The sequence below is a fragment of the Paenibacillus sp. MT86 genome (assembly GCF_058792535.1).
The window spans coordinates 4,816,277-4,842,283 of record NZ_CM179499.1 but is presented as its reverse complement, the minus strand read 5'-3'; the positions used below and the strand labels follow the sequence as shown (position 1 = coordinate 4,842,283).

Below are 26,007 nucleotides of genomic sequence, written 5' to 3'. Positions count from 1 at the left end.
TCAAAAGATGCTTCGTCTTTTGGCTCCCCTTTTTTTCTTGAACAGGCAAAAACCATATCAACACGAATCGGAAGGATGATATTCTGTGACCATTCAATACCAAGAACAGTTTCGCGTGTTTGCGATACAAACCGATAACAGCTCCTATCTGTTCGGCATCAACGACAGCGGCAACCTGCAGCATCTATACTGGGGAGAGTCCATCGCGATCGAAGACGCGGCGCCGCTGCTGCGGCCGAGATCGCACAGCTCGTTTGACGCGGAAGTCCATTCGGAGGTGGAGGAATACAGCTTCTGGGGCGGAGTCAAATACAGCGAGCCCAGCCTGAAGGTCCGCATGCCGGATGGCGTCCGCGATTTGGCGGTTCGTTATGCCGGGCACCGCACGCTGCAGACGGAAGGCAGGGAGACGCTGATCATCGTTATGAAGGACGAAGCGTACCCGCTTGAAGTGGAGCTGTCCTACCGGGCGATTCCCGAGTGCGACCTGATCGAACGTTCGGCCCGGATCGTCAACCGCGGCGAGGCGGATATCGTGCTGGAGAACGCGCAATCCGCGGCATGGGTCATCCCCTATCTGGCGGATTACCGCCTCACGCACGTGACGGGAAAATGGTCCGGCGAATTTCAGCTGCGCAGCACCTTCCTCACCGAAGGAAAGAAGGTGCTGGAATCCCGCAGGGGCTTTACGGACAGCCATGCCAACCCGTGGTTTGCGATGGATGACGGACATGCCACGGAGTCGGCGGGGCAGGTCTGGTTCGGGGCGCTGGCCTGGAGCGGGAACTGGAAGATTACGGCCGAGCGGACGGTGTTCGATCATGTTCGGGTGACCGGAGGCATCAATGATTTCGACAGCGAGTGGGTGCTGGGAGCGGGAGAAGCCTTCGATACGCCCGGCTTCGTCGGGGGATACAGCAGCGGCGGCTTTGGCGGGATGAGCCGGCGGCTGCACCGCTATCAGTATTCGGATGTCCTGCCGGGCCGCGAAACGAGACCGGTCTTGTATAACTCCTGGGAAGCAACGTACTTCGATGTCAATGCCAAGGATCAAATGGCTTTGGCCGAAAGAGCAGCGCGTTTGGGCGTGGAATTGTTCGTCGTGGACGACGGGTGGTTCGGCGGGCGCAACCATGATCGCGCCGGGCTTGGCGATTGGTTCGTGAACCGGAAGAAGTTCCCGAACGGTCTCGGCGAGCTGATTGACAAGGTGCATGAGCTCGGCATGGATTTCGGCATCTGGGTGGAGCCGGAGGCCGTCAATCCGGACAGCGACCTGTACCGGGAGCACCCGGATTGGGTGTACCATTTCGAGACGCGGGAGCGCTCGGAGCTTCGCAATCAGCTGCTGCTGAACATTTCGAAGCCGGAGGTTAAGGCTTACATTTTGCAGTTTATGACGGACCTGCTGGAGAAGCATGACATCAAGTTCATTAAATGGGACATGAATCGAACCGTGACCGAACCCGGCATGAAGGACCATCCGCTTCACTGCCAGAAGGAGATCTGGATTCGCCATGTTCAGAGCCTGTACGAGATTTGGGCGGAGCTGCGGCGCAAATTTCCGCATGTGGCGTTTGAAACCTGCGCCGGCGGCGGAGCGCGCATCGACCTTGGCATCTTCCGGTATGCCGACCAATCCTGGCCGAGCGATAACACCGATGCCTTTGACCGCCTCAGCATTCAGGAGGGCTTCTCGTACGCATATGCTCCGCGGATGATGACCTGCTGGGTGACGGAGTCGCCGACAGGGATGAATCGCAGACAGGTATCCCTGAAATACCGCTTCCACAGCGCCATGATGGGAACGCTCGGCATCGGCTCCAACCTGAATGAGTGGAGCGATGAGCGGATTGCGGAATCGGCCGAATATGTGGCGCAGTATAAATCCATTCGCCATCTGGTTCAGTTCGGCAGCCAGCATCGCCTGGACTCGCTTCGGCATAAAGGCGTAACGGCCGTGCAGTACGGCAGCGAAGACGGCAGCGACAACGTGCTGTTTGCGTTCCTGCACAGCCAGAAGCTGGGCGAGCCGCTCCCGAGACTGCGGCTGACCGGGCTGCAAGCCGATCAGTCGTATGCCATTGAGGGGGTGGCCGGTACATGGAGCGGCAGGGCGCTCATGAACATCGGGATCGAGCTGCCGCTGCGCGGGGATTTCGACAGCTTGGCGTACCGGATTCAGAGACAGGGATGAGATGAAATAGAAGAGCGTCGTATTGCCTTTCGCGATACGACGCTTTTTGCGGTTGAACTATACAATGTATAAGTATTACCCATATTGGATTCTCTGTTTTAGGAAATGGGTCCATATTCTATTGTTGTCATGCTAGCCCTCTATCGTAAATCCCATTTCCTTTTTGGAATCCGATATGCCGTCAAGAATGACGACAGTCCAAACGTTGTTTACATCGGAGTAGCGTATAGACTTAATGAAAGGTACTTCAATTTGATCAAAATGCTCCAATGTCATAACGATTACTTCTTGTTGACCGAATTTGGAAGATTTAGGACGTTCGATTGTCAGGATATCTATGTCTTTAGCTGAAGCTTGAGCTGGATAGGAGGTTTCGATACCTCCGTCAATTTCGATCGAAACTTGTTGCCCTAACTCTATTTTTCTTTTGGTTCTGATCCATATTGCGTCGTTCAAATCTGATTTTTCATCATAACGGGTTACCAAAATCCTACCCTCTTCTTTTTGAACGACGTACCCTACATATTTATTCACAGGCTCGTCTTTTTCTTTGCTGTTATTGCTGCATCCACAAATAATAATGGCAAACATGACTAGACAGGGTATGAATTTGTTAATCATGATTTCCTCCCAATCGAAAAATAGTGTGGTCAATCGAACGAAAGGTTGGGTTCAGTATAAGGAAATAACCAGGAAATCCTACCCCTTCCGGGTATCTCGGTATTCGGAAGGGGATTTCCCCATGATTTTTTTGAACAGCCGCGAGAAGTAGTAGGGATCCTGGAAGCCGAGACGGTGGCTGATCTCCTTGACGCTCTCGCCGGTCAGGTCCAGATGCTGGCAGGCCCGCTGGATTTTGAGCCGCAGATAGTAATCGATGGGGGAGTAGCCCGTCGCTTCCTTGAACCGGAAGGTGAAGTGCGGTATGGACAGATTGGCGTAGGCCGCCAGCTCCTTCAGGCTCACATGGCCCTCCAGATGCTCGGTCATGAACCGAAGCGTCTGTTCCATGTCATGTTTGTTGTGCTGGTGTTGCCCTCGCTGCGGTTGGAGCCGGGAGAGCCGGATGACGGCCGCCAAGTGGCCGGCGAGCTGCGAGACATGGATGATATGGTTCAGCGTATACCCTTTTTGCAGCAGCTCGTAACTCTCCTGAAACAGCTCCGCGATGCTCCTTGACTGGTCGACCGGAACGATGGCGGGTTCGGCTGCGCCGGTAAAGCCCTCGAACAATAAACCTGCATGCGTACCCTTCATGTGCCACCAGTAAATGCTCCAGGGCTGAAACTCCGATGAAGCATATTCATGCGGCGTATCCGGCGGAATGACAACCGCCTGCCCCTTGAGCAGAGAATAGGTTTTGCCGCCGTTCAACCGGTACCAGCCTTCCCCCTCCACGCAGTAGATTAAGATGTACGCGCCGCTGCCCTCCGGGCGTTCCCGGTAGTGATGCAGCGCACGCGGAAAGTACCCGACGTCGGTTACGTGCAGTGGTTCCACAAGCGGATGACGGGCAGCCTCTTTCATAATATGATCCGGGAGGACAATGATTTTCTGGGACTCGAATCCGTCTGGTTTTCGTATGGTATCCATAGCTTTACTATGAATCGTAACGGAATTGTTGTCAACCGGATGGAGCGCCCAACAATCAGAATATAATCCATCATCAACATGATATCGTCAATGGCTCTTCGGCAGGCCGGCTTATAAGATAGAGACATAACGCAGCCAACGCGGATGCTAATGGAGGGATGACGACTCATGACAAAACAACGGCAAGTGAGCGTACGGGAAGAGGCCGTGGAGATTCCCACGTATGAAGTGGGGAAGCCGGACCTGAACCCGATGTTTTTGGAGAAACGGGTGTATCAGGGGAGCTCGGGGCGTGTCTATCCGCTGCCGGTCATCGATAAAATTTACGATGAGAAAGTATTAAAGCCCTACCGGATCATTTTCCTTGAAAATGAGTACGTGCAGATTCAGATCATGCCGCAGATTGGCGGCCGGATCTACCGGGCCATCGATAAAACCAACGACTATGATTTTGTATACCACAATCAAGTGATCAAGCCGGCTTTGGTTGGCCTTGCGGGTCCATGGATATCCGGGGGAATCGAGTTCAACTGGCCGCAGCATCACCGTCCGAACACCTATGGCGAGGTGGAGTGGAGTCTAACGGATCACCCGGACGGCAGCAAGACGGTATGGGTCGGCGAGATCGACCGGATGTACGGCACGAAGGTGTCTACCGGCTTCACGCTGTATCCGGGCAAGGCGTATCTTGAAATTCACGCGCAAATGTACAATCGGACTTCGGAGCCGCAGACCTTTCTGTGGTGGGCGAATCCGGCCGTAGCGGTCAACGATCATACCCAATCCGTATTTCCGCCGGACGTTCATGCGGTGTTCGATCATGGGAAGCGGGACGTGTCCAAATTCCCGATCGCAACCGGCACGTACTATAAGCAGGACTATTCGGCGGGCGTCGATATTTCCATGTACCGCAACATTCCCGTTCCGACCTCCTATATGGCTTATCATTCGGATTACGATTTCGTAGGCGGATATGACCATGGCTTGAAAGCGGGGATTCTGCATGTCGCCAATAAACATATATCTCCCGGCAAAAAACAGTGGACGTGGGGGCACGGCGAATTCGGCCAGGCCTGGGATCGCAACCTGACCGACGAAGACGGTCCGTATATCGAGCTCATGACCGGCGTGTATACCGATAACCAGCCCGATTTCACCTGGCTGGCGCCGTATGAGGAGAAAAGCTTCAAGCAGTACTTCATGCCATATAAAGACATTGGGCTCGTGAAGAATGCGTCCATTGACGCCGCCGTAAATCTCGAAGTCCACGGTCTTAAGGCCGTCGTACATGCTTATGCAACCTCGGTTATCGAAGAGGCTCGCATTCTGGTGACGGGAGCGGGAAGCATCTGCTTGGATCGAAAGGTCAAGCTGTCGCCGGCCGACACCTTCCAGGCCGAGATCGAACTCGCCTCAGGTATGAGGGAGGAAGATGTACGGGTCGCGGTACTCGCTGCGGACGGCAGAGAGCTGGTCGCTTACCAGCCCAAGCCGCGTACCTTGGAGCGAACGCCGGACCCGGCTACGGCGATTGGCAAGCCGGAGGAACTGAAGAATACCGAAGCGTTGTTCTTGGCTGGGCAGCATCTGGAGCAGTACCGGCACGCAACCTATGAACCGGAAGCCTATTATGTGGAAGGTCTAAGGCGCGATGCGGGAGATGCAAGGCTGAACAATGCCTATGGTTTGCTCCTGCTGCGCAGAGGGTGCTTTACGCAGAGTGAGGTTTATTTTAAAAAAGCGATCGAAACCTTGACCCGACATAACGCCCGGCCCTATGACAGCGAACCGTTCTATCATTTGGGCAAAGCCTTGAAGTGGCAGGGCCGTTTGGATGAAGCGTACGCTTATCTGTACAAATCAGTCTGGTCGGGGGCATGGCAAGGGGCTGGATATCTGGCTTTGGCCCAGATTGCCTGCGGGAAGGGGGAATATGAGGAAGCGTTCGAGCTGATCGAACGATCCCTGGCTGCCCAGTACCGTAATTATAAGGCGCGGCATCTCAAGAGTATCGTCTTAAGAAAGCTGGGACGCTTGGCGGATGCGGCATCATGGCTTGAGGAAACGCTCAAGCTGGATCCCATGGATGCGGGCGCGATGAACGAGCAGGCAGCCGTATATCAAGAACTGAAGCAAGAGGAAAAGAGCCGGCATGTCTACGAATCGCTTGTCCAGCGCCTGCGAGATAATCCGCACCATTATATTGCCATAGCTCAGGACTATGCGGATGCAGGCCAATATGGCGACGCTTTGGATGTGCTGCAGCGCATCGAACGCCTTACGGCATCAGCCGTCTATCCGATGGTTTATTACTACCAAGGCAGTGCGCTCATGAAGATGAACCGGGCGGAAGAGGCATCCGCTTGCTACCGATTGGCTTCGGAGGCCGATCCCTCGTACTGCTTCCCGAATTCCCTGCATGACTACGTGACGTTAAAGCAGGCGCTCAGCGTACAGCCGCAGGATGCGAAGGCGTTGTACTACTTAGGGAATCTGCTGTACGACAAGAAGCGCTGCGAGGAGGCCATAAGCAGCTGGGAAGCTTCGGTTGCTTTGGATGGCAGCTTCGCTACGCCGCATCGGAATCTGGCGCTCGCTTACTATAACAAGAGGCAGGACCACGATAAAGCATTGTCATCCCTGCAAACCGCCTTCTCGCTGAATCCGGCGGATGCCAGGATCTTCTACGAACTGGACCAATTGTATAAAAAGCTCGGTCATGCTCCGGCTGATCGCTTGAAAGCGATGGAGGAGCACTTGGAGCTGGTCGAGCAGCGGGATGATGTATATCTGGAATATTTGACGCTGCACAATACGCTGAATCGTTATGAGGAGGCGCTCGGATTGATTCTGAAACGCAACTTTCACCCTTGGGAAGGCGGCGAGGGCAAGGTGCCGGCCCAGTATGTATTGGCCCGCGTGGAGCTAGCGAAGCAGCTGCTTCAGGATCGCCGCTATGAGAAAGCCTTAGAGCAGCTGCTTGCTGCCAAGCAATATCCGCTCAACATCAATGAAGGGAAGCTGACGGGAGCGCAGGAGAATAACATCGATTATTACTTGGGCTGCGCATACGAGGGGATGAGCTTGTCCGAAGAGGCGGAGGCGTGCTTCCTGAAAGCTTCGGAGGGGCTGGATGAGCCGACCAGCGCGATGTATTACAACGATCAGCCGCCGCACATGATTTTTTATCAAGGGGCCGCGCTGCATAGGCTGGGCCGGGAGAATGAAGCCCGCAGCCGGTTTAACAAGCTGATCGATTACGGGGAGAAGCATATATTCGAGCCTCAGAGCATTGATTACTTTGCCGTATCGCTTCCGGACTTCCTGGTGTTTGATGAAGATCTGGACCGAAGGAACGAAATTCATTGCCGCTATATGATGGGGCTCGGTCATCTTGGACTTGGTGACCGGCAGTCCGCGGAAACCCTGTTCCGCGAGGTGCTGCAGCTGGAGTCTCACCATCAAGGAGCTGCGCTGCATTTGGCGCTTTGCAAGACGTTGGTGTAAGAGATTTACACTTCATTCTCAAGGGCCGTTACGAACGGTCCTTGAGAATTTGTACATTCCGGGTGATGCGTTGACTAAACGGAGGGGATGACGATGATGATCTGGAGCAAAGGGATGCTAGATGGATATGAGGTTTGGACAGGGCGCACGGAGGTGATGGAGATGGTCGTGGTACCTGAACTCGGAAGCAGGGTCATCTCGCTTCGCAATCGAATGACAGGCCGGGAATGGCTGGTGCAGCCTGCTGGAGTTCTGGAAAAGAACGGGTATGCAAGCTCCTTCGGAAAGCGGGACGGCAGCGGCTGGGACGAAATGTTTCCAACGATCAATGTCTGCCGGTATCCCGCGCATCCATGGGAAGGAACGGAGCTTCCGGATCATGGCGAGGTATGGTCCATTCCATGGAAGGCGCACAGCGAGGAAGAACAGCTTCACTGCAGCGTGCAGGGAATCCGAATTCCTTATCGGCTGCGCAAAACCTACTCCTTCCCCCGTGAAGATACCTTACGGATCGATTATGCCGTTCATAATGCGAGTCCGTTCCCATTCTCTTTCCTATGGGCTGCGCATCCGTTGTTTCAAATCGATGAAGGCGCAGAGATTATCGTTCCACACGAGCTGAGGGAGATCATCGTATCGTACTCGGCGAACGGTCGATTGGGAGAATCCGGCGATATTCGGAAATGGCCGCAGCCATGGGAGGAACACCCTCATGTCCGCTTGAATCGTACCGCCAGCAGGCTTGAAGCATCGGCGGAGAAGTTTTATTTTGCTGGTGAGCTGCCGGAGGGGACAGCCTCCATTTACGATCCGGTTGCAGGTGAAGGACTACGCATGATGTTTCCTAAAGAGCAGGTGCCTTATCTAGCGATATGGGCGAACTATGGCGGCTATCAGGGACAGTATCATCTTGCGCTTGAGCCTACGACGGGGCTGCTCGATGATCTCTCGCATGCGATGCATCGTCAGGCAGCGGCCGAAGTGCCGGCCGGCGGCACGTATACGTGGTACCTTGAGATTAGCTGGATTAACGGCAGAAGAACGAAGTGAAGTCTTCTTGATCGACAGTGGACCGGCAATCGCTTAAGGATAAGCCAATTCACGAATGCGCTGGTTGGGATTGTCCGTAAATAATCCGCCGTGGTAACAGATCACGTTGCGGATATCATAGTGAGTGAGCTTCTGCAAGGAGAGCCGGGCGAACGCCAAATCAAAAGTAGTTGCCGGATCCGGCCCGATCAGTTGCCCCTCTCTGACGTTCAGCGCATCCGCTGCAATCAGGGTTTTGCTTGGTATATGATATAAACTGGTGTGGCCGGGGGTATGGCCCGGCGTATGGATCGCGATGATACCGCCGCCAAACGGCAGCTCTTCGCCGTCGCGCAACATGCGGTTCACGGGTGCTGAGGGCGGGTTCTCCAGCGTGTGTTTAAACGCGTTCCTCCACTCCGGCGGCACGTTATCCGGCAACGAAGCCAGCGCTTGCGCGATAGCCTCGGGCGATAATTTGACAAGCCTTGTATCTCCTTCGATATAAGGCTTTTCGATTTCGCTGGCGAACACTTCCGGGGCTTGCTTGCAGTGCTGGATAATAGCTGGCAAACTGCCGATATGATCCAAATCCTGGTGTGTTATAATAATTTTGCTTACATCCTGAACGGAAAAGCCGCAGTCCGATATCTGCTCCTGAATCAGCGGGAGCTGACCGGGATAGCCAGTATCGATAAGCACCCGATTCTGATGATCCCAGAGGAATGTCGGGTGGATCGTTTCGGTACGTCCCATCATGGCTGCGGAAATTTCCAGCATGGCAACGCCTTGATCGATTAGTAGCATGTTTACATACCTCCACTATATTGGAATGTCTTCTCCAAAATTCAATGTCCAGAGAAGAACGAGCAGAAGTAGATTATCAAATCAACAAACCTTTGTAAACAGAAAAATATTTTATTGTAACATAAAAGTAATTATTTGTCAATATTTAATTTATGGAACTAAAATCCTCGTTTAGGCATGAAATGTCCTGCCTGGCATACTTCGCATGATTCCAAGTCGTAGGCGGATCACAAGGCGGGGTTTCATCTCCCTATTGAGGAATATGTAATTGCTGGTATAATCCTTGAAAAGAGAAACGAAATGGCGCAGCAGATTGAAGAAGGAGAGGGAGCGGCAATGAGCACGATGATTGAACTGAATGACGTAACCTGGAGACGGGAGCAAAAGACCGTTCTTACAGGCGTGGATTGGACCGTGCAGCAAGGGGAGCATTGGGCGGTGCTCGGACTGAACGGCTCCGGGAAGACAACCATTTTGAATATGATTAACGGTTACATCTGGCCGACCAGCGGCACGGTTTCGGTGCTCGGGCATCGCTTTGGCAGGGTGGATTTAAGAGAACTGCGTAAATCGATAGGCTGGGTCAGCTCCTCGCTGCAGGAAAGAATCCGCCCGAGCGAATCCACGCTGGACGTCGTGATTAGCGGCAAACACGCCTCGATCGGACTGTATCAGAAGGTGGATGAAGCAGACCGGGAACGGGCCGAGCAGCTGATGAAGGATTTTAATTGTATTCATCTGCTGGGGCGTACATATGAAACTTGTTCGCAAGGGGAGAAGCAGAAGCTGCTGATCGCCCGGGCCCTCATGGCTTCGCCAAGGCTGTTGATACTGGACGAGGCCTGCAACGGACTGGATTTTCTATCGAGGGAAGCGCTGCTGTCCAGCATTACGGCACTGGCTTCAAAGCCCGATGCGCCGACCTTGCTGTTCGTTACGCATCATATCGAAGAAATTCTGCCGATTTTCTCGCACTCCTTGCTCATCCGCCGGGGCACCGTCTTCGGAAAGGGACGTTCCCGGGACATGCTGACCAGCGACAATTTGACCTCGTTCTTTGAGACGCCGGTCGAGGTGAGCTGGCAGAATGATCGGGCATGGATGTCCATTCCGGACTTGAAATAGAAGCTTTGCGTCCGACAATATTCATGGCCTGGGAGAGTGGATAGATGTGCTAAGCCAAACCATAGCGAATCAACGGCTCTACAATCAGCGCATAACAGGGATGAAGCATGTGAGCCCGGTAGAAGCAGTAAGAGAATTAGGCGCTGTTCAGGCACAGGATTACCACCAAGCGGTATGGGGAATCGGTCTCCGTACGCAGTCCGCCAAGATATCCGATGTGGAGCAGGCCGTGATCGATCGCAAAATCGTGCTGACTTGGCCGATGCGTGGAACGATTTTCTTCGTGCCTGCGGAGGATGCCAAGTGGATGCTGAAGCTGACGGCATCGCGGTTGCACACGAATGATAAGAAGAAGCAGGCCGAACTTGAGCTTGACGAAGGTACGCTCCATCAATGCCGTACGATCATTGGCAACGCGCTGAGAGGCTGTTCACCCGTATCCCGTCCCAAACTGATGGAGCTGCTGGAGGAAGCGGGGATCAGCACCAAGAATGGGCGCGGCTATTACATTCTCGGATATTTGGGGCGGACCGGCATGATCTGTTTCGGCCCGCATGAAGGCAAACAGCAAAGCTTCGTGCTGCTCGACGAGTGGGTCCCGAATTCAAGGGAGCTATCGCTAGAAGAATCGCTGGCGGAGCTTGCGCTCCGCTATTTTACAGGTCATGGGCCTGCAACGGTCCAGGATTTTGCATGGTGGGTCGGATTAACGCTGACAGAAGCTAAACGAGGCTTTGAGGCCGTCCGATCCAATCTTCGTTTAGATGTTGTCAACGGCACGGAATACTGGAGCTCTGTTGCTGGGCCATCCGCGTCCGCTGATACGGATTCGGCGGTTCTGCTTCCGGGTTTTGATGAATATTACTTGGGGTACAAGGATCGCAGCGCAATTATTGAGTCAGAGCATGATGCCAAAATCGCTCCCTTTCGCAACGGGGTTTTCCAACCCATCATGGTCGCAGGGGGAGAAGTGGTCGGTATCTGGAAGCGGGAGATCAAGCGCAGCGGCATCGAAATCACGTTAAGCCCGTTCTCGCCGCTTGGCGATCGAAAAGAGGCGTTTTGGGAGGCGGCTAAGCATTACAGTGATTTCATGGGCCTGCCGATTACACGAATAGAATCATGAACGAGAAGGAGGAATAACGCATGGAATCCATTATGAAGCTGGAATCCTTGATCTCTGAAGTAACGGAGATTGTAACGGCAATCGACGAGGTGGAATTCAATCTGAAGCTTACGCCTGATAAATGGTCCAAGAAGGAGATCCTGGGCCATCTGTGCGATTCGGCGGTCAATAACCATATCCGGTTTGTAAAAATATTGGTGTCGGATTACCCTATCGCGATTCAAGGTTACGCGCAGAACGATTGGGTCCGGGTGAACGATTACCAGAATCGATATGATCAATCGGATGTCCTGGCACTGTGGCAGCAGGTTAACCGGATGATTCTGCGGGTCATGCAAAGAGCCGATTCATCCGACTTCCAGAAGAAATGCGTGCTGCCCGATAAAACGGAGGTCACGCTGGAGTGGTTGTTTAACGATTATGTTGATCACCTGATCCATCATTTGGAGCAAATCGAGCTTTGATGCCTGCGGTAAAAATAAGCGCATGACTGAAACGGAAGGTGTCCCTCCATGTTCAAAGTACTGAATCTCGCCCTCCGATTTATGTTGGAATTGATTCTGTTATTTTCGATAGGTTACTGGGGCTTCCATTATGGCACTGGGCTCTTGGCACAGGCAGTTCTCGGGATCGGATTGCCGCTGCTGGCAGCCGTCATCTGGGGCATGACCATATCGCCGAAGGCAAGGGTCAAGCTGCCGCTTGCCGTCGTGCTGCTTATTGAATTCTTCATTTTTGCGACCGCGGTTGCTTGCCTGATCGACTCTGGTTTAATAACCTTTGCCATCGTGTTCGCTATCGTGGCTATGGCCAACCGCTTCTTCGTGATCAAGTGGAGGATGCAGCCATAGTATATTGAAAGTGCGCATTATGCAATTGCATAACACATTTATAAGCTCATGCGAAAGACGGCCCCTCATCTGGTTGACAGATGGAGGCGGTCTTTTTGTATTGGATCCAGGTGCAGGATAAAAGACGATTTAAAGTCACGTCCTTTAGTCGAACAGGATGATATGATGGTTGAAAGAAAAGCCTATGTCCGGCAGCTGGATATCCTCAGTAATGTAGTGAGTGGAAAATCAGCGTGATCATCTAAAATGCTGAAGGTAAAGGAGAATGAACTTATGAATATGAAGATCGGTATGATTGGTTTGGATACATCCCATGTTTCCATTTTCGCGAAAATGCTCCATGACAAGGCGCATGCATATCACGTTCCGGGTGCACGGGTGACGGCGGCATTTCCCGGAGGGTCGCCGGACTTTGAGCTGAGCATAAACCGAGTGGACGGATATACAAAGGAACTCGCGGCATGGGGAACGGAGATATTGGAGAGTCCGGAAGACGTGGCCAAACAGGTCGATGCCGTCATGCTGGAAGCGGTGGACGGAAGGTCGCATCTGTCTTTATTTCGCGCGATTGCTCCTTATTGCAAACAGGTATTTATTGATAAGCCGTTTGCGGTGAGCAGTAAGGACGCAAGGGAAATTGCCGAATTGGCGGAGCAATATCAGGTGACCGTTATGAGTTGCTCGTCTCTCCGGTATGCGCAAGGATTACAGGATGAATTGGCTCGGGGCGGGGCGGATAATATCATTGGCGTGGATTGCGCAGGACCGCTTCCCCTTCAACCTACGCAGCCGGGATTTTTCTGGTACGGCATACATGCGGCTGAAATGCTGTACCGTGTTCTCGGACCCGGATGCGTAAGCGTCCATGTAGCCGCAACGGAGCTGCACGAGGTGTTAACGGCGGTTTGGAATGACGGGAGGATCGGAACGATACGGGGCAATCGGGCAGGCAACGACCGCTTCGGGTTGACCGTTCATCGCGCGGAGGCCAGCAGCTTCGTGGACATCATGGAGCACCCCAAGCCCTATTATGCCAGTCTGCTGGATCAAATCATGAAGATGTTCACGACGGGGGTTTCCGATGTTCCCTTATCCGAAACGCTGGAGATCGTTCGTTTTTTGGAGGCGGCGAATGTTTCCCGCGCAACGGGAGAAAACGTGAGACTGGATGATAGCGATCGAAGTGAATGATAGCAGAACAAACACGGGATATACTGACTAGCGATATACTGAGGAAAGGATGCATCATATTTCCATATCGGCCGCGTTGATTGTATGATAGACAGATCAAGTACGTTCGGCCGTTTTTTGTAAGCCGGGAGAGGTGGTTATGATGACGTATCACATTCGGGTGAGACCCACAGCCTTGGTTCTGAGGGATGAGTCTGTGTTATTAGTCGAGTATGTAGATGAGAACGGATTGCATTATAATTTACCAGGGGGCGGGGCCGAGCCAGGGGAGTCGATCGTGGAGGGAGCCTTGAGGGAATTGCGTGAGGAAACCACGCTGGAGGCGCAGGTGGGGCCTGTTGCATTCGTGTACGAGTATGCTCCGCATAAACAGTCCAGAGATAACATATCGGGCATCCATACGTTATACATCGTGTTCGAATGTTATCCGCTTGAAGGGTCATTTCCGAAGCTTCCGGCCGTGCCAGATCCGAATCAAACCGATGTGAAATGGATACCGCTCGAGCAGCTGGACGACATTATTTTGTATCCGAATATTAAGAAACACATCAGACAGTACGCTATGGATCGCAGAAATATTGAAATGATCGAGGATTTTGTCTTGGACAAATATTCGTAAATTGCTGGAGAGACCTGAAATGAAATCCCATATAAGATTAACTGCCCGCATTCTCCTTCTCGGCTATACGATGTTGTTGTCTTACTGGATGTTCTGGGGATTCGGAAGGATAAAGAAACCGGAATACAGTTACAACCTGGTGCCATTCTCGACGATGGCCAGTTATTTTCCCATTCGCGGGATGGACTCCTTGATCAATATAGTTGGAAATATCACTGTGTTTATACCCTTTGGAGTGCTGATTCCGCTTGCATTTCGGGTGGGCTTCCGTAAAATACTGGGTTTCTTTTTGGCCGGGTTATTCTTGCTCGAAATGATACAGTTGATCTCAAGGCGGGGCAGTCTGGATGTAGATGATTTTATGTTGAACTCGATCGGCGTTACCCTTGGTTATGGTTTGCTGGGGGTCGTCAGGAAATGGAGGAGCGGATAGCTGCATAATCCGGCCAACGGCACAATATTGTATATCAAGCAGAAAGGAATGGCTTCACTACAACGTAGGAAGTCATTCCTTTCTTTTATGTGGCGAATGTTGTTGCGTGTAAAGGTTATTTACTCCTTGATATGACGACAACGGAATGGGGAAAAGTGGAAAAACTATTGTTCGATCGGGAACCGAAGCTTACAATGATATCAGGGATTTGGAAAATGTTGTGTGGAAAGAGGCGTTCTATGAACCATAAAGTGATGGGTATGATATTTATCTGCATTTCGGTGTTCTTGTATGCTGTCCGGTATCTGGCAGCTGCCATATTCGGATCCAACTTGACGTCGTGGAGCAAAGAGATGTTTGATTCGATGTTGACCTATGTAGGCAAAGGCCCGCTGGTATTAAGCTGGATCAGTCTGATTGTCGGCATCTTGTGTTTCTTAGGTCCGAGCATCGGCAAATGGAATTCGGAAGATTTGAATAAGATCAAGAAGAACTGGAAGGAATTCGATCCGCCTAATAACAAATGAAGTGTCGGCAGGAAGTCTTTTTTGAGTATGGAGTGAATTCAAGGGGGAGTCGTGATGACCGATAACCAAGTGGCCGGCTTTTGGATCAGGCTAGGGGCCAACATTCTGGATGGACTTATTGTGTCGCTTCCGCTAACGATCATAGCTGGACTTATCACGGGGAATTATGAGAATGAGCCGATCAGTAACTTGATATTCGGTTTATACGGTATCCTGGTGCCGGTGTATTGGAATGGGTATACGATCGGTAAGCGCATGTGCGGCATTCGTATCCGCAAATTCGATTTTCTTGAGCCGCCGGGCCTCGGGACGATGCTGCTTCGCAATCTCGTGGCCGGTATCGTATACGCGTTAACGTTAGGAATCGGGCTTATTGTGAGCATTTTTATGGTTGCGCTGCGCGAGGATAAGCGTTCGCTGCACGATTTTATCGCCGGTACGGAAGTTGTATATGATTAGGGAATGAAGGGGTTAACAAGGATATGCGAGTAAGTATTAGCAGAAGGCTAATGCTCACCATGATTGCTACCATGTTATTGATGGTTGGGTGCCATGGACAGAGAAGTAATGATTTCAATGAAGCACAAACTTTGACGGAGGAAGCCCGCAAAGCCGCTGAGATCAAATACATGCAAGTTCCGTACACGCAGCTCCTATATACCAAAACGGCTCCGGAATTCACCTGGGAGCACCGTTCGGTTGAGCACCTTGATCCGGATATTCAACAGCTTTATGATGACGGCATAAATAGGGCTCCGGGAGGATGGGTGCTTAAGGAAACGGATCAGGAAATTTATCTGTTGGTCAGCGGGGGGCAGCTTCCTTCAGCAAAAGGTTTTCGGATTGCATCCTTGAAGATGACCGACCAAAAGATAGGGGATCAAAAGAATCATCTATACATCACTTTATCTTCTTATGAGGATGATGGGACAGAGGGTTACCCCGGCCAGGCAAGCGTCACATCCTTGGTCGCCATACGCAAATCAGGATTACCTAGCGGAGCAGCCATTCATGGCGTTACCATGACGGGAGTTGATTAGATATCGAGTTTAAAATAAAAGGGATTGTCTTTGATATGGATAATACGCTGCTGCATTCCAGCATTGATTTTGGAGCGATGAAAAGAGACATCTATGCCTTTTTGTGCAGTCATAGCATTCTGCCCCCCGGCCTATCCATGGACACCCATACCACCTCGACCGTCATCGCTGAAGCCATGAATACGGGGGCAGCTGTCGGAAGAGCTGAGCTGCATGATGTGGGATATCGCCAAGGAACTTGAGATCCAAGGGATGATGGGAGCAAAACTTGAAGATGGAGCTATGGAGCTCGTCCAGCAATTACATGGACAGCTGCATCTTGCTATCGTGACGAATAACGCGGTGGAAGCAGCGATGACTGCACTCGAAGAGAACCGGATTGCTCATTACTTCGATCTCATTGTCGGCAGGGAAGCCATGGGCTTATTAAAGCCTGCACCGGATGGATATATGGCGGTGCTGAGGCATTTTCACCATACATCGCCGGAGGAATGGCTGTCTGTCGGAGATGCCTGGGTGGACGGCAAGGCCTCCGAGAGTGCCGGAATTCCGTTTATCGCATATCGTGGGGACATCGCCAAAATGAACCGCATGGGAGTTTTTCCGTTTGCCGAGATTCAGGACATACAAGAAGTTTTGGGGTATCTTCAGCCGCATATCACTAAATAATTTTCGGAGGTGCCAACCCTATGCTGAGTTTTATAAGGGAAATTCCTCAAAAGAATGAGGTCGTTCGCAGAGCCGGCATTCTGTCGGGCATGCTGGCCGAGGTTACGTGATGAGATGGTATTTGTCCCATGTGTCTCTGACATTATTTATCTGCATCACCTTGTTCACGCTGTACAGCTTCATGTTTCCGCCGGAGGCAGGCAGTCCCTTACAGGGACTGTCGTATGCGTCGATTCTTCTGTTGTCGCCCGTGGGGATTCTGTTGGCACTCATTAGCATGACTCGTGGTGAACTATCACGAACCGGTATCACAGCCGTTGTAGGGCATTCCGTACTGCTATTATTTCTTTTTCTATACATGACACTGGGATACCTGATTCTCGGTGTGTAAGGTTACCAAAGAAAGGGCAAGTCATGCCTGCTCTCCGTTCATTCGTTCCCAATGCCTGCAAACAATGTATCCAACACCCGATGTACATACTCATTCTGCTCTTCATCGGACAAGGGGAGGCCTAGGAAGTTTAATTGAAAAGCATATTGATAGCAGCTTCCCAGCAGCTTGTCCGCAGCGGATCTCGGGTTAACAAACTCCGATACTCTCCCGATTCGCTGCTCCTCGAGCAAATAGGATTCAACGGCTTCATTTGCCCGGTGGGGGCCTTCATTCCGAGCGGTGAAGCCTTCCCGATGCTGCGCTAACAGACCTGGCTCAGAAATAAACGCGTATTGAAGCGAAATAAGCAATTAAGCTTTACCATCTTCATCCCGGAAGTTGTATAATCATGGAAGACGTCTAACTCACACGTATGGCCCAGTCTTGGCATGAGCTATTCTAAGGCTGGGTTTTGTCACATACCGGACGGCGAAGGAGGACTGCTTCACTATGAAAAAAAGAGCATATATTACGGATCTCGACGGGACGCTTCTGCGATCGGATCAAACCTTATCACCCTATACGATGAACGTTGTCACGGATGCATTGGAGCGGGACTTGATCGTCACGTATGCGACTGCCCGCGGTTATATTAGCGCTCAAAGCGTCGTTTCGGATATCCCGTGGAAATACCCCGTGATTCTATATAACGGCGCTTTGATATATGACGGGTCGAATCAAACCGTTGTGGATGGATACTGGCTGGAGCGCGACATTTCGAATGAGATTATCGGCGTTGGGAAAAAGCACGGCATTACACCCTTTTATTTCTCGCTCGATAAGGACCAGCGGGAGCGTGTTCTGCATGAGACGCTGCGCAGAGAGGGAGAGATGTCTTTCTACGCCGGTCGCCCCCATGATCCGAGGTTCCTGGAAGTGAATAATTTGAACTGTCCGCCGGATTATCGCACTTTAGCCCTTACCTACATCGGATTACATGAAGAATTGGAGCCGATTCGTCAAGAGGTGACGACGTTATACGGCGACGTGATTCATGCTCATATGATGCCGGATTATTACATTCGCAACCACTATTTCCTCGAATTCAGCCATGCCAAAGCAAACAAAAGAGACGGCCTCCAGTTATGGTCCGCCCACATGGGGATTGATCTGGAGAACACGGTGGTGTTCGGCGACCACATCAATGATGTCGGCTTGTTCGAGGCCGGAGGCACCCGGATCGCGGTCCGGAATGCGCACGAGACAATCCAGCAGCTGGCTGATCATATTATCGACTCGAATGAGCTGGATGGCGTGGCGCATTATATCGAGCAGCAGATGGAACTGGCGGGAGAGCATACGATTATATCCACACTGGGAGGACCATGAGGAGCTTTTAGCTGCAGGGAATATTGATTAGGCTTGAGAAGAACATTACGAAACATTTCAACGGCCGGACGGTTTGTTCAAGAGGAACTATCGCCTGCATCTCACGGCTGGTTAAATCTCAGCGTGATGTTCAGACCTCCGTCGTTATTTATAACTCATGATCTTCCCTTCATCTCAAAATTGACCTTAACCAGCTCGGCAAAAGCGGATAACGCCTTGTTCCTGAACCGGTCGTTGCGCCGGACCAGGCTTATCGAGGTGTGCCGGAAGGCTTCCGGGATCGAGTAGCTGCCCAGATTGGCATATTCTCCGCTTAAGACGGAGCTGGGGAGCAGCGCAGCCGCAAGTCCTGACCGCACGATGCTGAGCTGGGTTTCCAACGAGGAGACCTCGATCATATTGGTTAGCGGAATGCCTTCGCTCAGCAACCATGCTTCAAGAGCGCTTCGAAACGGGCATCCCGCGGGGGCTACGGCCCATTTGGTTACCGCAAGATCGGGAAAGGGCTGCTCTTTGGATTTGGTCAACAGCATGACTTCATCCTCTTCTATATAATCGGCTACCAGCTTCGGCGGAATGGTTCCTGTCACAAAAGCCCCGTCCAGCTGATAGTTCAGAACTTGAGTAATCAGCTCCGAGGAGCTGCCGGTCAACAGGGACAGCGTGACGTCAGGGTACTTGGTTTGATAGTCGGACAAGGATTGAATGAAGTGCCCGCAATGAACCGTGTCCACGACGCCAATGGCTAATGAACCGCTTGGATACGGCTGTTCCTGCACGGTTCTCACTGCTTCTTCGGTCAGGTTGATGATGGTACACGCATAGTCCAGGAACATACGCCCTTTCTCCGTCAAGGTGACTCCATTGGAGTGCCTGTTAAACAAGGGAACCCCCAATTCATTCTCCAGTTTTTTGACCCGTGCCGTTACATTCGACTGCACATACCCAAGCTGCTCCGCGGCGCGGGTGATGTTACCTTCCTCCGCAATCCTGAGAAAAACCCTTAGATCAGTAAGCTCCATGCCAACACTCCTCTCCTTCAGACATCACTAAAAATGATGGCATCATTATTAATGATCATTATACAGCATGCCAAATTTGGATTACAATCACAACGACATTATAAACCGATTTAAACAAATACAGAGTGGAAGGGATGTTGGAGGATGAAGAAGGCATGGTGGCTCTTATTATTGGCGGGAGCGCTGGAGGTTGTCTGGGTATCCGGTTTAAAACATTCTGATGTATGGTGGCAGTGGGTCATCACCATCGCATCGATCGTATTCAGTTTTAAAGTTTTTTTGGACTCCGCGGCGAAGCTTCCCATCGGCACGGTCTATGTGATCTTCACGGGACTCGGCACAGCCGGCACGGTGCTGGTGGAGATTCTCGTGTTTGGCGAGGAAGCGAATCCCGTCAAGCTCCTACTGATTGCAATGCTGGCCGCAGGCGTGCTGGGGCTTAAGCTGGTCACGAAGGATACGGATCGTCAAGCGAAGGAGCGTGGCGTCTAATGGAATGGATCGCTCTGACTGCAGCCGGGTTGTGCGAGGTACTGGGTGTCATTGCCTTAAGACGGGTAACCCTGCATCGCAGCTTGGGTTCCTACGTTTTTTTAGCCTGTTCGCTTGGCTCCAGTTTCCTGCTGCTGACGTATGCGATGAATTTCATTTCCATGGGAACCGCCTACGCGATTTGGACGGGAATGGGGACGGCAGGCAGCACGCTGCTGGGGATGTTTGCGTTCGGAGAACCGAAGGAATGGCGTCGTATGTTCTTCATCGCTTTGATTCTTGCTTCAGCCATCGGACTTAAGATTATGACGTAACCAGTCGGGGCGTACAGAATTTCATAGACTGTGAAGGATATTCGGATTTGTATATAGAATTTACATATAGTTTGGTGATTTGAAGCCATGTGATCAAACGCCAGGATGCATTTTTTATTTTGGAAAGGACAGGTGTATCTTATGAAATTCAGCGAGTATCGCTATGAACGCCCCGACGTAAAAGCTTTTGAGCAAAAGTTCAAGGAACAACTGAACGCCTTCACCTCCGCCGGCACGTACGAGGAACAGGATGAGGCGATGACCCGTATTAACAAACTTCGCAGCGAGATGGATACCCTGAGCCAACTGGTGTACATCCGTCACTCGATTGATACGAACGACGAGTTCTATAAGGCAGAGCAGGATTTCTTCGACGAGAACGGACCGGTCATCCAGGAATACATAACGGATTATTACCGCGCCCTCGTGGATTCGAAATTCAGAGCCCAGCTGGAGGACAAATGGGGACGGCAGCTGTTCCAGCTGGCAGAGTTATCGCTCAAAACCTTCAGCCCTGAGATCATCGAGGATTTGCAGCAGGAGAACAAGCTGACCACGGAATATGCGAAGCTGATCGCTTCTGCAAAAATCCAGTTCGAAGGCGAAGAACGCACCCTGTCGCAGCTGATTCCGTTCCAGCAATCGACGGATCGCGATATGCGCAAACGCGCAATGGAGGCTTCCAGCGGTTTCATGGCCGAGAACGAAGCCACCTTCGACCGCATCTATGATGATCTGGTCAAGGTGAGAACCAAGATTGCCAAGAAGCTTGGCTTCAACAATTACGTGGAGCTGGGTTATGCCCGCATGGCCCGCACGGATTACAATGCGGAGATGGTGGCTAATTTCCGTAACCAGGTGCTCGAGCATATCGTTCCGGTTGCGTCCAAGCTGAAAGAACGTCAGCAGAAGCGGATCGATGTGGACCAACTGCTGTACTACGACGAGAATTTTTCCTTCAAATCGGGGAATGCCACGCCGAAGGGCGACCCGGATTGGATCGTGAACAACGGCGCGAAGATGTACGAGGAATTGTCTCCGGAAACTCACGAGTTCTTCACCTTCATGCAGGAGAACGGCCTTATGGACCTGGTTGCCAAAAAAGGCAAGCAGAGCGGCGGATACTGTACCTATATCAGCGAGTACGGCGCACCGTTTATCTTCTCCAACTTCAACGGGACTTCCGGCGATATTGACGTGCTGACGCACGAAGCCGGTCATGCGTTCCAAGTGTACGAGAGCAGAGGTTTCGAGGTGCCGGAGTATGGATTCCCGACTTATGAGGCATGCGAAATCCATTCCATGAGCATGGAATTCTTCACTTGGCCGTGGATGGACCGCTTCTTCGAGGACGAGGCGGATAAATACCGCTTCGACCATCTGGCGAGCGGACTCATCTTCATTCCTTACGGGGTAACGGTTGATGAATTCCAGCACTTCGTTTACGAGAATCCGGATGCTACGCCGGCGGAACGGAAACAGGCATGGCGCGAGATCGAGCGGAAATATCTGCCGCACCGGAACTATGATGATAATGCGTATCTGGAGCAAGGCGGCTTCTGGCATAAACAAGGACATATCTTCAATTCGCCGTTCTATTATATCGACTATACGCTGGCTCAAATCTGTGCATTCCAATTCTGGAAGAAGATGCACGAGGACCAATCCGCGGCATGGGCGGATTATCTGCACCTGTGCCGTCAAGGCGGAAGCAAATCCTTCACTGAATTGGTGAAGGTCGCAGGACTGATCTCTCCATTCGAGGATGGCTGCGTCACTTCCGTCATCGGCAGCATCGAAGCTTGGCTGGACAGCGTGGACGATACAGCTCTTTAAATCGTAAATAAGTTATGCAAAGACATGCAGGAGCACACGAGTGGGTACATACTCAGGTGTTTCCTGCATGTTTTTCATAGTGAGCATCTCAAAACGCGACTCACTTTTTAATGCCCATAAACCAGGAGGAATAAAGACCATGATTACGTACAAACCGTTAAGCGAGCTTCCGATCCGGGAAGTATCCGAGCTTTGGAATCTCTCGTTTGAAGGCTACATGGTGAACGCTTCCATGCCGCTGGACCGCTTCATTGCCCGGATCGGGAATGACGCTTTATGTCTGGAGCGCTCACTCGCTTGTTACGTGGATGGCGTACCCGCCGGCATCGTCATGAACAGCTTTCGATTGGATCGCGGCGAATCCATTGCGCGTAACGGAGGGACGGCAATAGCTCCGGATTTCCGGGGCAAAGGGATCGGCAAATCCATGATGGAGAAAAACGACGACCTCTATAAGGAGCAAGGCGTGCGTCGTGCCTATTTAGAGGCGATCAGCACGAATGCGGCCGCGATTGGCCTTTATGAAAGCGTTGGATATGAAATTATCGACCGGCTGCTCATCATGACAAATGATCAATCGTTAGAGACGCAGGATCATCATAATGCATCGACTCCGTTTACGTTGGTCAGAGGCCTAGCCGCGGAGGCTGCCTCCGCAGACTTCTATCGATCCGGCGAAGTCTGGCAGACAGACGCTGCCAGTATCAAGGATGGCGAGTGCGTGCTTGTTTATGAAGGGGAAGAACTTGTGGGCTACGGTTTGTTTAAGCGGGCGTTCGATGCTGCGGGCCGTTTGCAGGCGATCACGCTGTTCCGCTGCGAAGCCGCTCCTGGTTACCGGGATGCCCAAGCCGTGTTGAAGGCAACCGCGCTCGAGATGATGCAGCCTGGTTCCACTTGCAAGCGATCCGCATTCAATATCCGGGCTTCGCATAAGGAATTGGTGGATGTGCTGGAGGCGCTTGGGTTCGCCAGCTCGATAGAGCAGGTGCTCATGGTCCGCGAATACAACGCTACATAGGTTGTATGAATATCTGCAAGGCTGGAGGAATTACGCTTATGAGAAAAAGCACGGATCTAACGCTGTATCCGGCCCTATCGAACGATATCCATTGGGGCGTGGTGCGAGCCCGGTTTGCACTTGGTGAAGATTTCGAAGAATCGATGGTCAGCAATGTCACGATTATTCCATTCGCCGGGGAACGCTGCGTTATTTTTCAGATAGCGGACGGCAGCTGGGAGCTTCCTGGCGGAACCCTGGAGCCTGGCGAGTCTTATATCGAGGGACTCCGGCGGGAAGTAAGGGAGGAGCTTGGCGCAGAACTCGAGTCATACCGGGTCTTTGGCCAGTTTCGCTGCGAGTCCAGCAACAAGACGCCTTATCGGCCGCATATTCCCCATCCTCAATTTGTCCGATTGGTTGGGTACGGGGATGTACGCATCGTTGGGGAGCCGCTGAATCCCGAGGATGGGGAGCAGGTCATCGCAGTGGAGGCGGTTGATCTGGAGGTAGCCGTAAGACGATTGGAGGAGACGGGCAGGCAGGATATCGCGGATCTTTACAAGCTGGCATATACCATACGACAAGGTGACCGCTTAGAGTAATTGACGATGACTCACTAGGTAGGGAGGATCGGTTGTGGGATCTGCCTTACATCCATCCGACATGCATGAGCAAGATCGAGCTGACCGATGACGTCCCTTCCATCCTCCTGCATGGGGATGTCACCATTATAGGGAGAAGCAAGGCCCATAGATCGGTTGGTAGCTGCCGGAGATTCATTATTCTGGCTGATTACCAGCTTGACTCCATAGCACATGGTCTCAAACTCCCCGAAATCCAAACAACTTCTAGGATGTGATGGATGCTGTGAGATTACCTTATAAAATAGGTTATGCCGTTACGTTGGTTTGGCTGGTCTGGATTGTATACGGTTATATGAATTATGACGATATCGCTGAGCGCGGCCAACTGTCCATCGTTCTGTTAAGCGCCGTGATTGGCATCATCCTGCTGCCGATCTATTTTATATCCGTACTGCTGTACTCTGTTTACAAACGGGATTCGGGAAAGAAAAAGTAAGGGGGGATATCTTGAAGGATCGATATCTATTTTTGCTTGGCGGTCATTCATTTCAAGCCGAAGCGAATCGACGGTTTCTAGAGCAAGCGGGCGGTTCTCATGCCAGGATTGCGTTATGCATCATGAACCGGCCGGGCTGGGAGGAGTATGTTCCGTTGTTTCAGCAGATGTGGACTGAAGCGGGAATGACCCAGAACGTGAGCGTGATCGTTCCCGATGAAGACGGGAATCTGGACATGGAACAAGCTGAACAGGTACTGTCATGGGCCACGGGAATATTTATTGGCGGGGGCAACACGGAGAAATACCATCACTATTACGCGACGGGGCCTTTTAAAGAGCTGTTAATCGACCGCTACGAGAACGGCGTTCCGATTGCTGGCAATTCGGCAGGTGCCCTAATTCTTCCGGAGACATGCCTGATATCCCCGCTTGATAATGAACAAGGCATCATGATGTTTAAGCAAGGCGTAGGGCTGTTCTCGAATGTCTTGATCAGCGTTCATTATACGGAGTGGGACGACCAGTCCAACCTGCTGCAAGGAATGAAAACAAGGAAAGTGCGTTACGGCATCGGCATTGATGAGCAGGCATGCGCCGTTTTTATCAATGGACAGCTGGCGTCCTCGTTGGGGGAATCCGTCTACACCGTAACCTACGAGGATTTTGACGAGGACCGATATTCGATTGTGAAGAGGACATCTTGAAGGATGTCTTCTTTTATAGTTCATCCGAAAAGAAGGTCACCTTGAAATAACGTATCGGGGATCTGGTTTTTCTATCGCAAGTGTGTCAAGATAAACGGAAAATAGACGGAGGAGATTGGACGGAATGATCTATCATATTATTTCGAAGCAAGCATGGATGGAAGCGCAAGGCAAGGACATGTACGAGCCGCCAAGCCTGCAGACTGACCGATTTATTCACTGCTCGACCGAGGCGCAAGTCAGCGGCGTAGCTAACACAATGTACACTGGCAGAACCGATCTGATCGTTCTGGGGATTCAAGAAGATCAGGTGGACGCGGAGATCATATTTGAGGATTTATATGAGCTGAATCAGCTGTATCCGCATATTTATGGCGGGTTAAACCTGAATGCGGTCCGGAAGGTTTATCGTTTGGAGGCGGATAAGGACGGCGCTTTTGCGTTCCAGGCTTCTCCTGAGCTTGAGTATAAAGGATAGAAAGGCCGTCATACCTTAACATAATCCACAGGAGGAGGCATGTATGATACTCGAAGTCGCCATGCTGCAGGTAAAGCAAGGACAAACGTCGGATTTTGAACGGAATTTCCAAGTCGCGTCAGGAATTATCTCGAAGATGAAGGGCTACATCCATCATGAGCTGAAGCGTTGTTTGGAAGATGATCATAAGTACATTCTGCTCGTGAAATGGGAGACCCTGGAGGATCACACGATAGGTTTTCGGGAATCCGCGGAATATCAGGACTGGAAACAACGGCTGCATCACTTTTACGATCCGTTCCCTGTTGTAGAACATTATGAAGAGGTGTGAATCGAAGCATTATTTTTAAAGCCCCTGAACAAGCCATGCCCACCGGTATATTATCTTATGATGAAACGATGGATAAGCTGAATCGAGTACGGGAAACAACGAAGCAGATCATAACGAAGCTGGCTGAGCGAAATACGAATGATCTGCACGATCCTCACCCGTATGGATTCGAGCTGAATGCTGAACAATGGGCCCATTTTATAGCGATACACGAGACCCGGCATATCAGACAGCTGGGACGTATCCGGGAGGCGAATCAATAACCGTT

Annotated in this window: 32 protein-coding genes; 27 read left to right on the top strand and 5 right to left on the bottom strand. The window is 51.6% G+C overall.

Annotated features, from left to right (window positions below; translation table 11 throughout):
• Positions 1 to 85: 85 nt before the first annotated feature.
• Complete coding sequence (locus tag AC3RCL_RS21735) at positions 86 to 2,197, top strand: alpha-galactosidase (RefSeq protein WP_492531897.1); 2,112 nt, start codon at positions 86 to 88, stop codon at positions 2,195 to 2,197.
• Positions 2,198 to 2,329: 132 nt separating this feature from the next.
• Here AC3RCL_RS21735 and AC3RCL_RS21730 read toward each other — a convergent pair whose 3' ends face one another.
• Both AC3RCL_RS21730 and AC3RCL_RS21725 read right to left on the bottom strand, forming a co-directional pair.
• A complete protein-coding gene (locus AC3RCL_RS21730) occupies positions 2,330 to 2,818 on the bottom strand; it encodes a DUF3221 domain-containing protein (RefSeq protein WP_492531895.1) in 489 nt (162 codons plus the stop codon).
• A gap of 78 nt (positions 2,819 to 2,896) precedes the next feature.
• Positions 2,897 to 3,790 carry a helix-turn-helix domain-containing protein gene (locus AC3RCL_RS21725; protein WP_492531893.1) on the bottom strand — a complete coding sequence of 298 codons (894 nt, stop codon included), beginning with the start codon at positions 3,788 to 3,790 and terminating at the stop codon, positions 2,897 to 2,899.
• A 168-nt stretch (positions 3,791 to 3,958) separates the two neighbouring features.
• On the opposite strand from AC3RCL_RS21725, the gene AC3RCL_RS21720 reads away from it, so the two are divergent.
• Both AC3RCL_RS21720 and AC3RCL_RS21715 read left to right on the top strand, forming a co-directional pair.
• Positions 3,959 to 7,297 (top strand): tetratricopeptide repeat protein, encoded by a 3,339-nt coding sequence (locus AC3RCL_RS21720; protein ID WP_492531891.1) that lies wholly within the window; start codon positions 3,959 to 3,961, stop codon positions 7,295 to 7,297.
• A gap of 96 nt (positions 7,298 to 7,393) precedes the next feature.
• Positions 7,394 to 8,347 carry an aldose epimerase family protein gene (locus tag AC3RCL_RS21715; protein ID WP_492536428.1) on the top strand — a complete coding sequence of 318 codons (954 nt, stop codon included), beginning with the start codon at positions 7,394 to 7,396 and terminating at the stop codon, positions 8,345 to 8,347.
• A 33-nt stretch (positions 8,348 to 8,380) separates the two neighbouring features.
• On the opposite strand, the gene AC3RCL_RS21710 is transcribed toward AC3RCL_RS21715, so the two are convergent.
• Positions 8,381 to 9,133, bottom strand: coding sequence for an MBL fold metallo-hydrolase (locus tag AC3RCL_RS21710; protein ID WP_492531889.1), 753 nt, complete (start codon positions 9,131 to 9,133; stop codon positions 8,381 to 8,383).
• Positions 9,134 to 9,469: 336 nt separating this feature from the next.
• Between AC3RCL_RS21710 and AC3RCL_RS21705 the strand changes: the two genes are divergently transcribed.
• The 13 genes from AC3RCL_RS21705 to AC3RCL_RS21645 all read left to right on the top strand — a co-directional run bounded on the left by AC3RCL_RS21705 (position 9,470) and on the right by AC3RCL_RS21645 (position 17,105).
• The gene (locus tag AC3RCL_RS21705; protein WP_192572590.1) at positions 9,470 to 10,258 is read left to right on the top strand and encodes an ABC transporter ATP-binding protein; all 789 of its coding nucleotides are present in this window, start codon (positions 9,470 to 9,472) and stop codon (positions 10,256 to 10,258) included.
• Between the two features lie 46 nt (positions 10,259 to 10,304).
• On the top strand, positions 10,305 to 11,384 hold the full coding sequence (locus AC3RCL_RS21700; protein ID WP_492531887.1) for a winged helix DNA-binding domain-containing protein: 1,080 nt from the start codon (positions 10,305 to 10,307) through the stop codon (positions 11,382 to 11,384).
• A gap of 20 nt (positions 11,385 to 11,404) precedes the next feature.
• Positions 11,405 to 11,848 carry a DinB family protein gene (locus AC3RCL_RS21695; RefSeq protein WP_015736499.1) on the top strand — a complete coding sequence of 148 codons (444 nt, stop codon included), beginning with the start codon at positions 11,405 to 11,407 and terminating at the stop codon, positions 11,846 to 11,848.
• Positions 11,849 to 11,896: 48 nt separating this feature from the next.
• Entirely contained in the window at positions 11,897 to 12,235 is a 339-nt protein-coding gene (locus AC3RCL_RS21690) for a YrdB family protein (RefSeq protein ID WP_192571177.1), read from the top strand.
• Between the two features lie 273 nt (positions 12,236 to 12,508).
• Positions 12,509 to 13,426, top strand: coding sequence for a Gfo/Idh/MocA family protein (locus tag AC3RCL_RS21685; protein WP_492531884.1), 918 nt, complete (start codon positions 12,509 to 12,511; stop codon positions 13,424 to 13,426).
• Between the two features lie 142 nt (positions 13,427 to 13,568).
• Entirely contained in the window at positions 13,569 to 14,045 is a 477-nt protein-coding gene (locus tag AC3RCL_RS21680) for an NUDIX domain-containing protein (protein ID WP_096776849.1), read from the top strand.
• Between the two features lie 19 nt (positions 14,046 to 14,064).
• Positions 14,065 to 14,478 carry a VanZ family protein gene (locus AC3RCL_RS21675; protein WP_492531882.1) on the top strand — a complete coding sequence of 138 codons (414 nt, stop codon included), beginning with the start codon at positions 14,065 to 14,067 and terminating at the stop codon, positions 14,476 to 14,478.
• A 239-nt stretch (positions 14,479 to 14,717) separates the two neighbouring features.
• On the top strand, positions 14,718 to 15,005 hold the full coding sequence (locus AC3RCL_RS21670) for a hypothetical protein (RefSeq protein WP_277746466.1): 288 nt from the start codon (positions 14,718 to 14,720) through the stop codon (positions 15,003 to 15,005).
• A gap of 54 nt (positions 15,006 to 15,059) precedes the next feature.
• Entirely contained in the window at positions 15,060 to 15,464 is a 405-nt protein-coding gene (locus tag AC3RCL_RS21665; RefSeq protein WP_090908012.1) for an RDD family protein, read from the top strand.
• 59 nt (positions 15,465 to 15,523) lie between these two features.
• Positions 15,524 to 16,045, top strand: a complete 522-nt coding sequence (locus AC3RCL_RS21660; protein ID WP_492531879.1) for a hypothetical protein — start codon at positions 15,524 to 15,526, stop codon at positions 16,043 to 16,045.
• Between the two features lie 35 nt (positions 16,046 to 16,080).
• Complete coding sequence (locus AC3RCL_RS21655; RefSeq protein ID WP_492531877.1) at positions 16,081 to 16,287, top strand: hypothetical protein; 207 nt, start codon at positions 16,081 to 16,083, stop codon at positions 16,285 to 16,287.
• Complete coding sequence (locus AC3RCL_RS21650; protein ID WP_492531875.1) at positions 16,259 to 16,714, top strand: HAD family hydrolase; 456 nt, start codon at positions 16,259 to 16,261, stop codon at positions 16,712 to 16,714. The genes AC3RCL_RS21655 and AC3RCL_RS21650 overlap by 29 nt, the downstream gene beginning before the upstream one ends.
• Before the next feature lie 109 nt (positions 16,715 to 16,823).
• Positions 16,824 to 17,105: a YnaG family membrane protein gene (locus tag AC3RCL_RS21645; protein WP_096776817.1), complete on the top strand. Its 282-nt coding sequence runs from the start codon at positions 16,824 to 16,826 to the stop codon at positions 17,103 to 17,105.
• A gap of 38 nt (positions 17,106 to 17,143) precedes the next feature.
• Here the strand turns inward: AC3RCL_RS21645 and AC3RCL_RS21640 are convergent, their stop codons facing one another.
• A complete protein-coding gene (locus AC3RCL_RS21640; RefSeq protein ID WP_492531873.1) occupies positions 17,144 to 17,458 on the bottom strand; it encodes a TetR/AcrR family transcriptional regulator C-terminal domain-containing protein in 315 nt (104 codons plus the stop codon).
• A 139-nt stretch (positions 17,459 to 17,597) separates the two neighbouring features.
• Here AC3RCL_RS21640 and AC3RCL_RS21635 point away from each other — a divergent pair, with 139 nt between their 5' ends.
• Positions 17,598 to 18,476: an HAD family hydrolase gene (locus AC3RCL_RS21635; RefSeq protein WP_492531871.1), complete on the top strand. Its 879-nt coding sequence runs from the start codon at positions 17,598 to 17,600 to the stop codon at positions 18,474 to 18,476.
• Positions 18,477 to 18,631: 155 nt separating this feature from the next.
• On the opposite strand, the gene AC3RCL_RS21630 is transcribed toward AC3RCL_RS21635, so the two are convergent.
• Positions 18,632 to 19,498, bottom strand: coding sequence for a LysR family transcriptional regulator (locus AC3RCL_RS21630; protein WP_492531869.1), 867 nt, complete (start codon positions 19,496 to 19,498; stop codon positions 18,632 to 18,634).
• Between the two features lie 144 nt (positions 19,499 to 19,642).
• On the opposite strand from AC3RCL_RS21630, the gene AC3RCL_RS21625 reads away from it, so the two are divergent.
• The 10 genes from AC3RCL_RS21625 (at position 19,643) to AC3RCL_RS21580 (ending at position 26,002) form a co-directional block, all read left to right on the top strand.
• Positions 19,643 to 19,990, top strand: coding sequence for a DMT family transporter (locus tag AC3RCL_RS21625; protein ID WP_277746461.1), 348 nt, complete (start codon positions 19,643 to 19,645; stop codon positions 19,988 to 19,990).
• Complete coding sequence (locus tag AC3RCL_RS21620; protein ID WP_492531867.1) at positions 19,990 to 20,304, top strand: DMT family transporter; 315 nt, start codon at positions 19,990 to 19,992, stop codon at positions 20,302 to 20,304. The genes AC3RCL_RS21625 and AC3RCL_RS21620 overlap by 1 nt, the downstream gene beginning before the upstream one ends.
• A gap of 141 nt (positions 20,305 to 20,445) precedes the next feature.
• Positions 20,446 to 22,140 (top strand): M3 family oligoendopeptidase, encoded by a 1,695-nt coding sequence (locus tag AC3RCL_RS21615; protein WP_036664314.1) that lies wholly within the window; start codon positions 20,446 to 20,448, stop codon positions 22,138 to 22,140.
• A 139-nt stretch (positions 22,141 to 22,279) separates the two neighbouring features.
• Positions 22,280 to 23,161, top strand: a complete 882-nt coding sequence (locus AC3RCL_RS21610; protein WP_492531865.1) for a GNAT family N-acetyltransferase — start codon at positions 22,280 to 22,282, stop codon at positions 23,159 to 23,161.
• Between the two features lie 38 nt (positions 23,162 to 23,199).
• Positions 23,200 to 23,745 (top strand): NUDIX hydrolase, encoded by a 546-nt coding sequence (locus tag AC3RCL_RS21605; protein ID WP_492531863.1) that lies wholly within the window; start codon positions 23,200 to 23,202, stop codon positions 23,743 to 23,745.
• A 256-nt stretch (positions 23,746 to 24,001) separates the two neighbouring features.
• The gene (locus tag AC3RCL_RS21600; protein WP_015736480.1) at positions 24,002 to 24,223 is read left to right on the top strand and encodes a hypothetical protein; all 222 of its coding nucleotides are present in this window, start codon (positions 24,002 to 24,004) and stop codon (positions 24,221 to 24,223) included.
• An 11-nt stretch (positions 24,224 to 24,234) separates the two neighbouring features.
• A complete protein-coding gene (locus AC3RCL_RS21595; RefSeq protein ID WP_492531861.1) occupies positions 24,235 to 24,930 on the top strand; it encodes a cyanophycinase in 696 nt (231 codons plus the stop codon).
• 124 nt (positions 24,931 to 25,054) lie between these two features.
• Entirely contained in the window at positions 25,055 to 25,408 is a 354-nt protein-coding gene (locus AC3RCL_RS21590; RefSeq protein ID WP_192571190.1) for a DUF952 domain-containing protein, read from the top strand.
• Between the two features lie 43 nt (positions 25,409 to 25,451).
• A complete protein-coding gene (locus AC3RCL_RS21585) occupies positions 25,452 to 25,739 on the top strand; it encodes an antibiotic biosynthesis monooxygenase family protein (protein WP_096776807.1) in 288 nt (95 codons plus the stop codon).
• Positions 25,736 to 26,002 carry a DinB family protein gene (locus tag AC3RCL_RS21580; protein WP_277746456.1) on the top strand — a complete coding sequence of 89 codons (267 nt, stop codon included), beginning with the start codon at positions 25,736 to 25,738 and terminating at the stop codon, positions 26,000 to 26,002. Before AC3RCL_RS21585 ends, AC3RCL_RS21580 begins: the two co-directional genes overlap by 4 nt.
• Positions 26,003 to 26,007 lie beyond the last annotated feature (5 nt).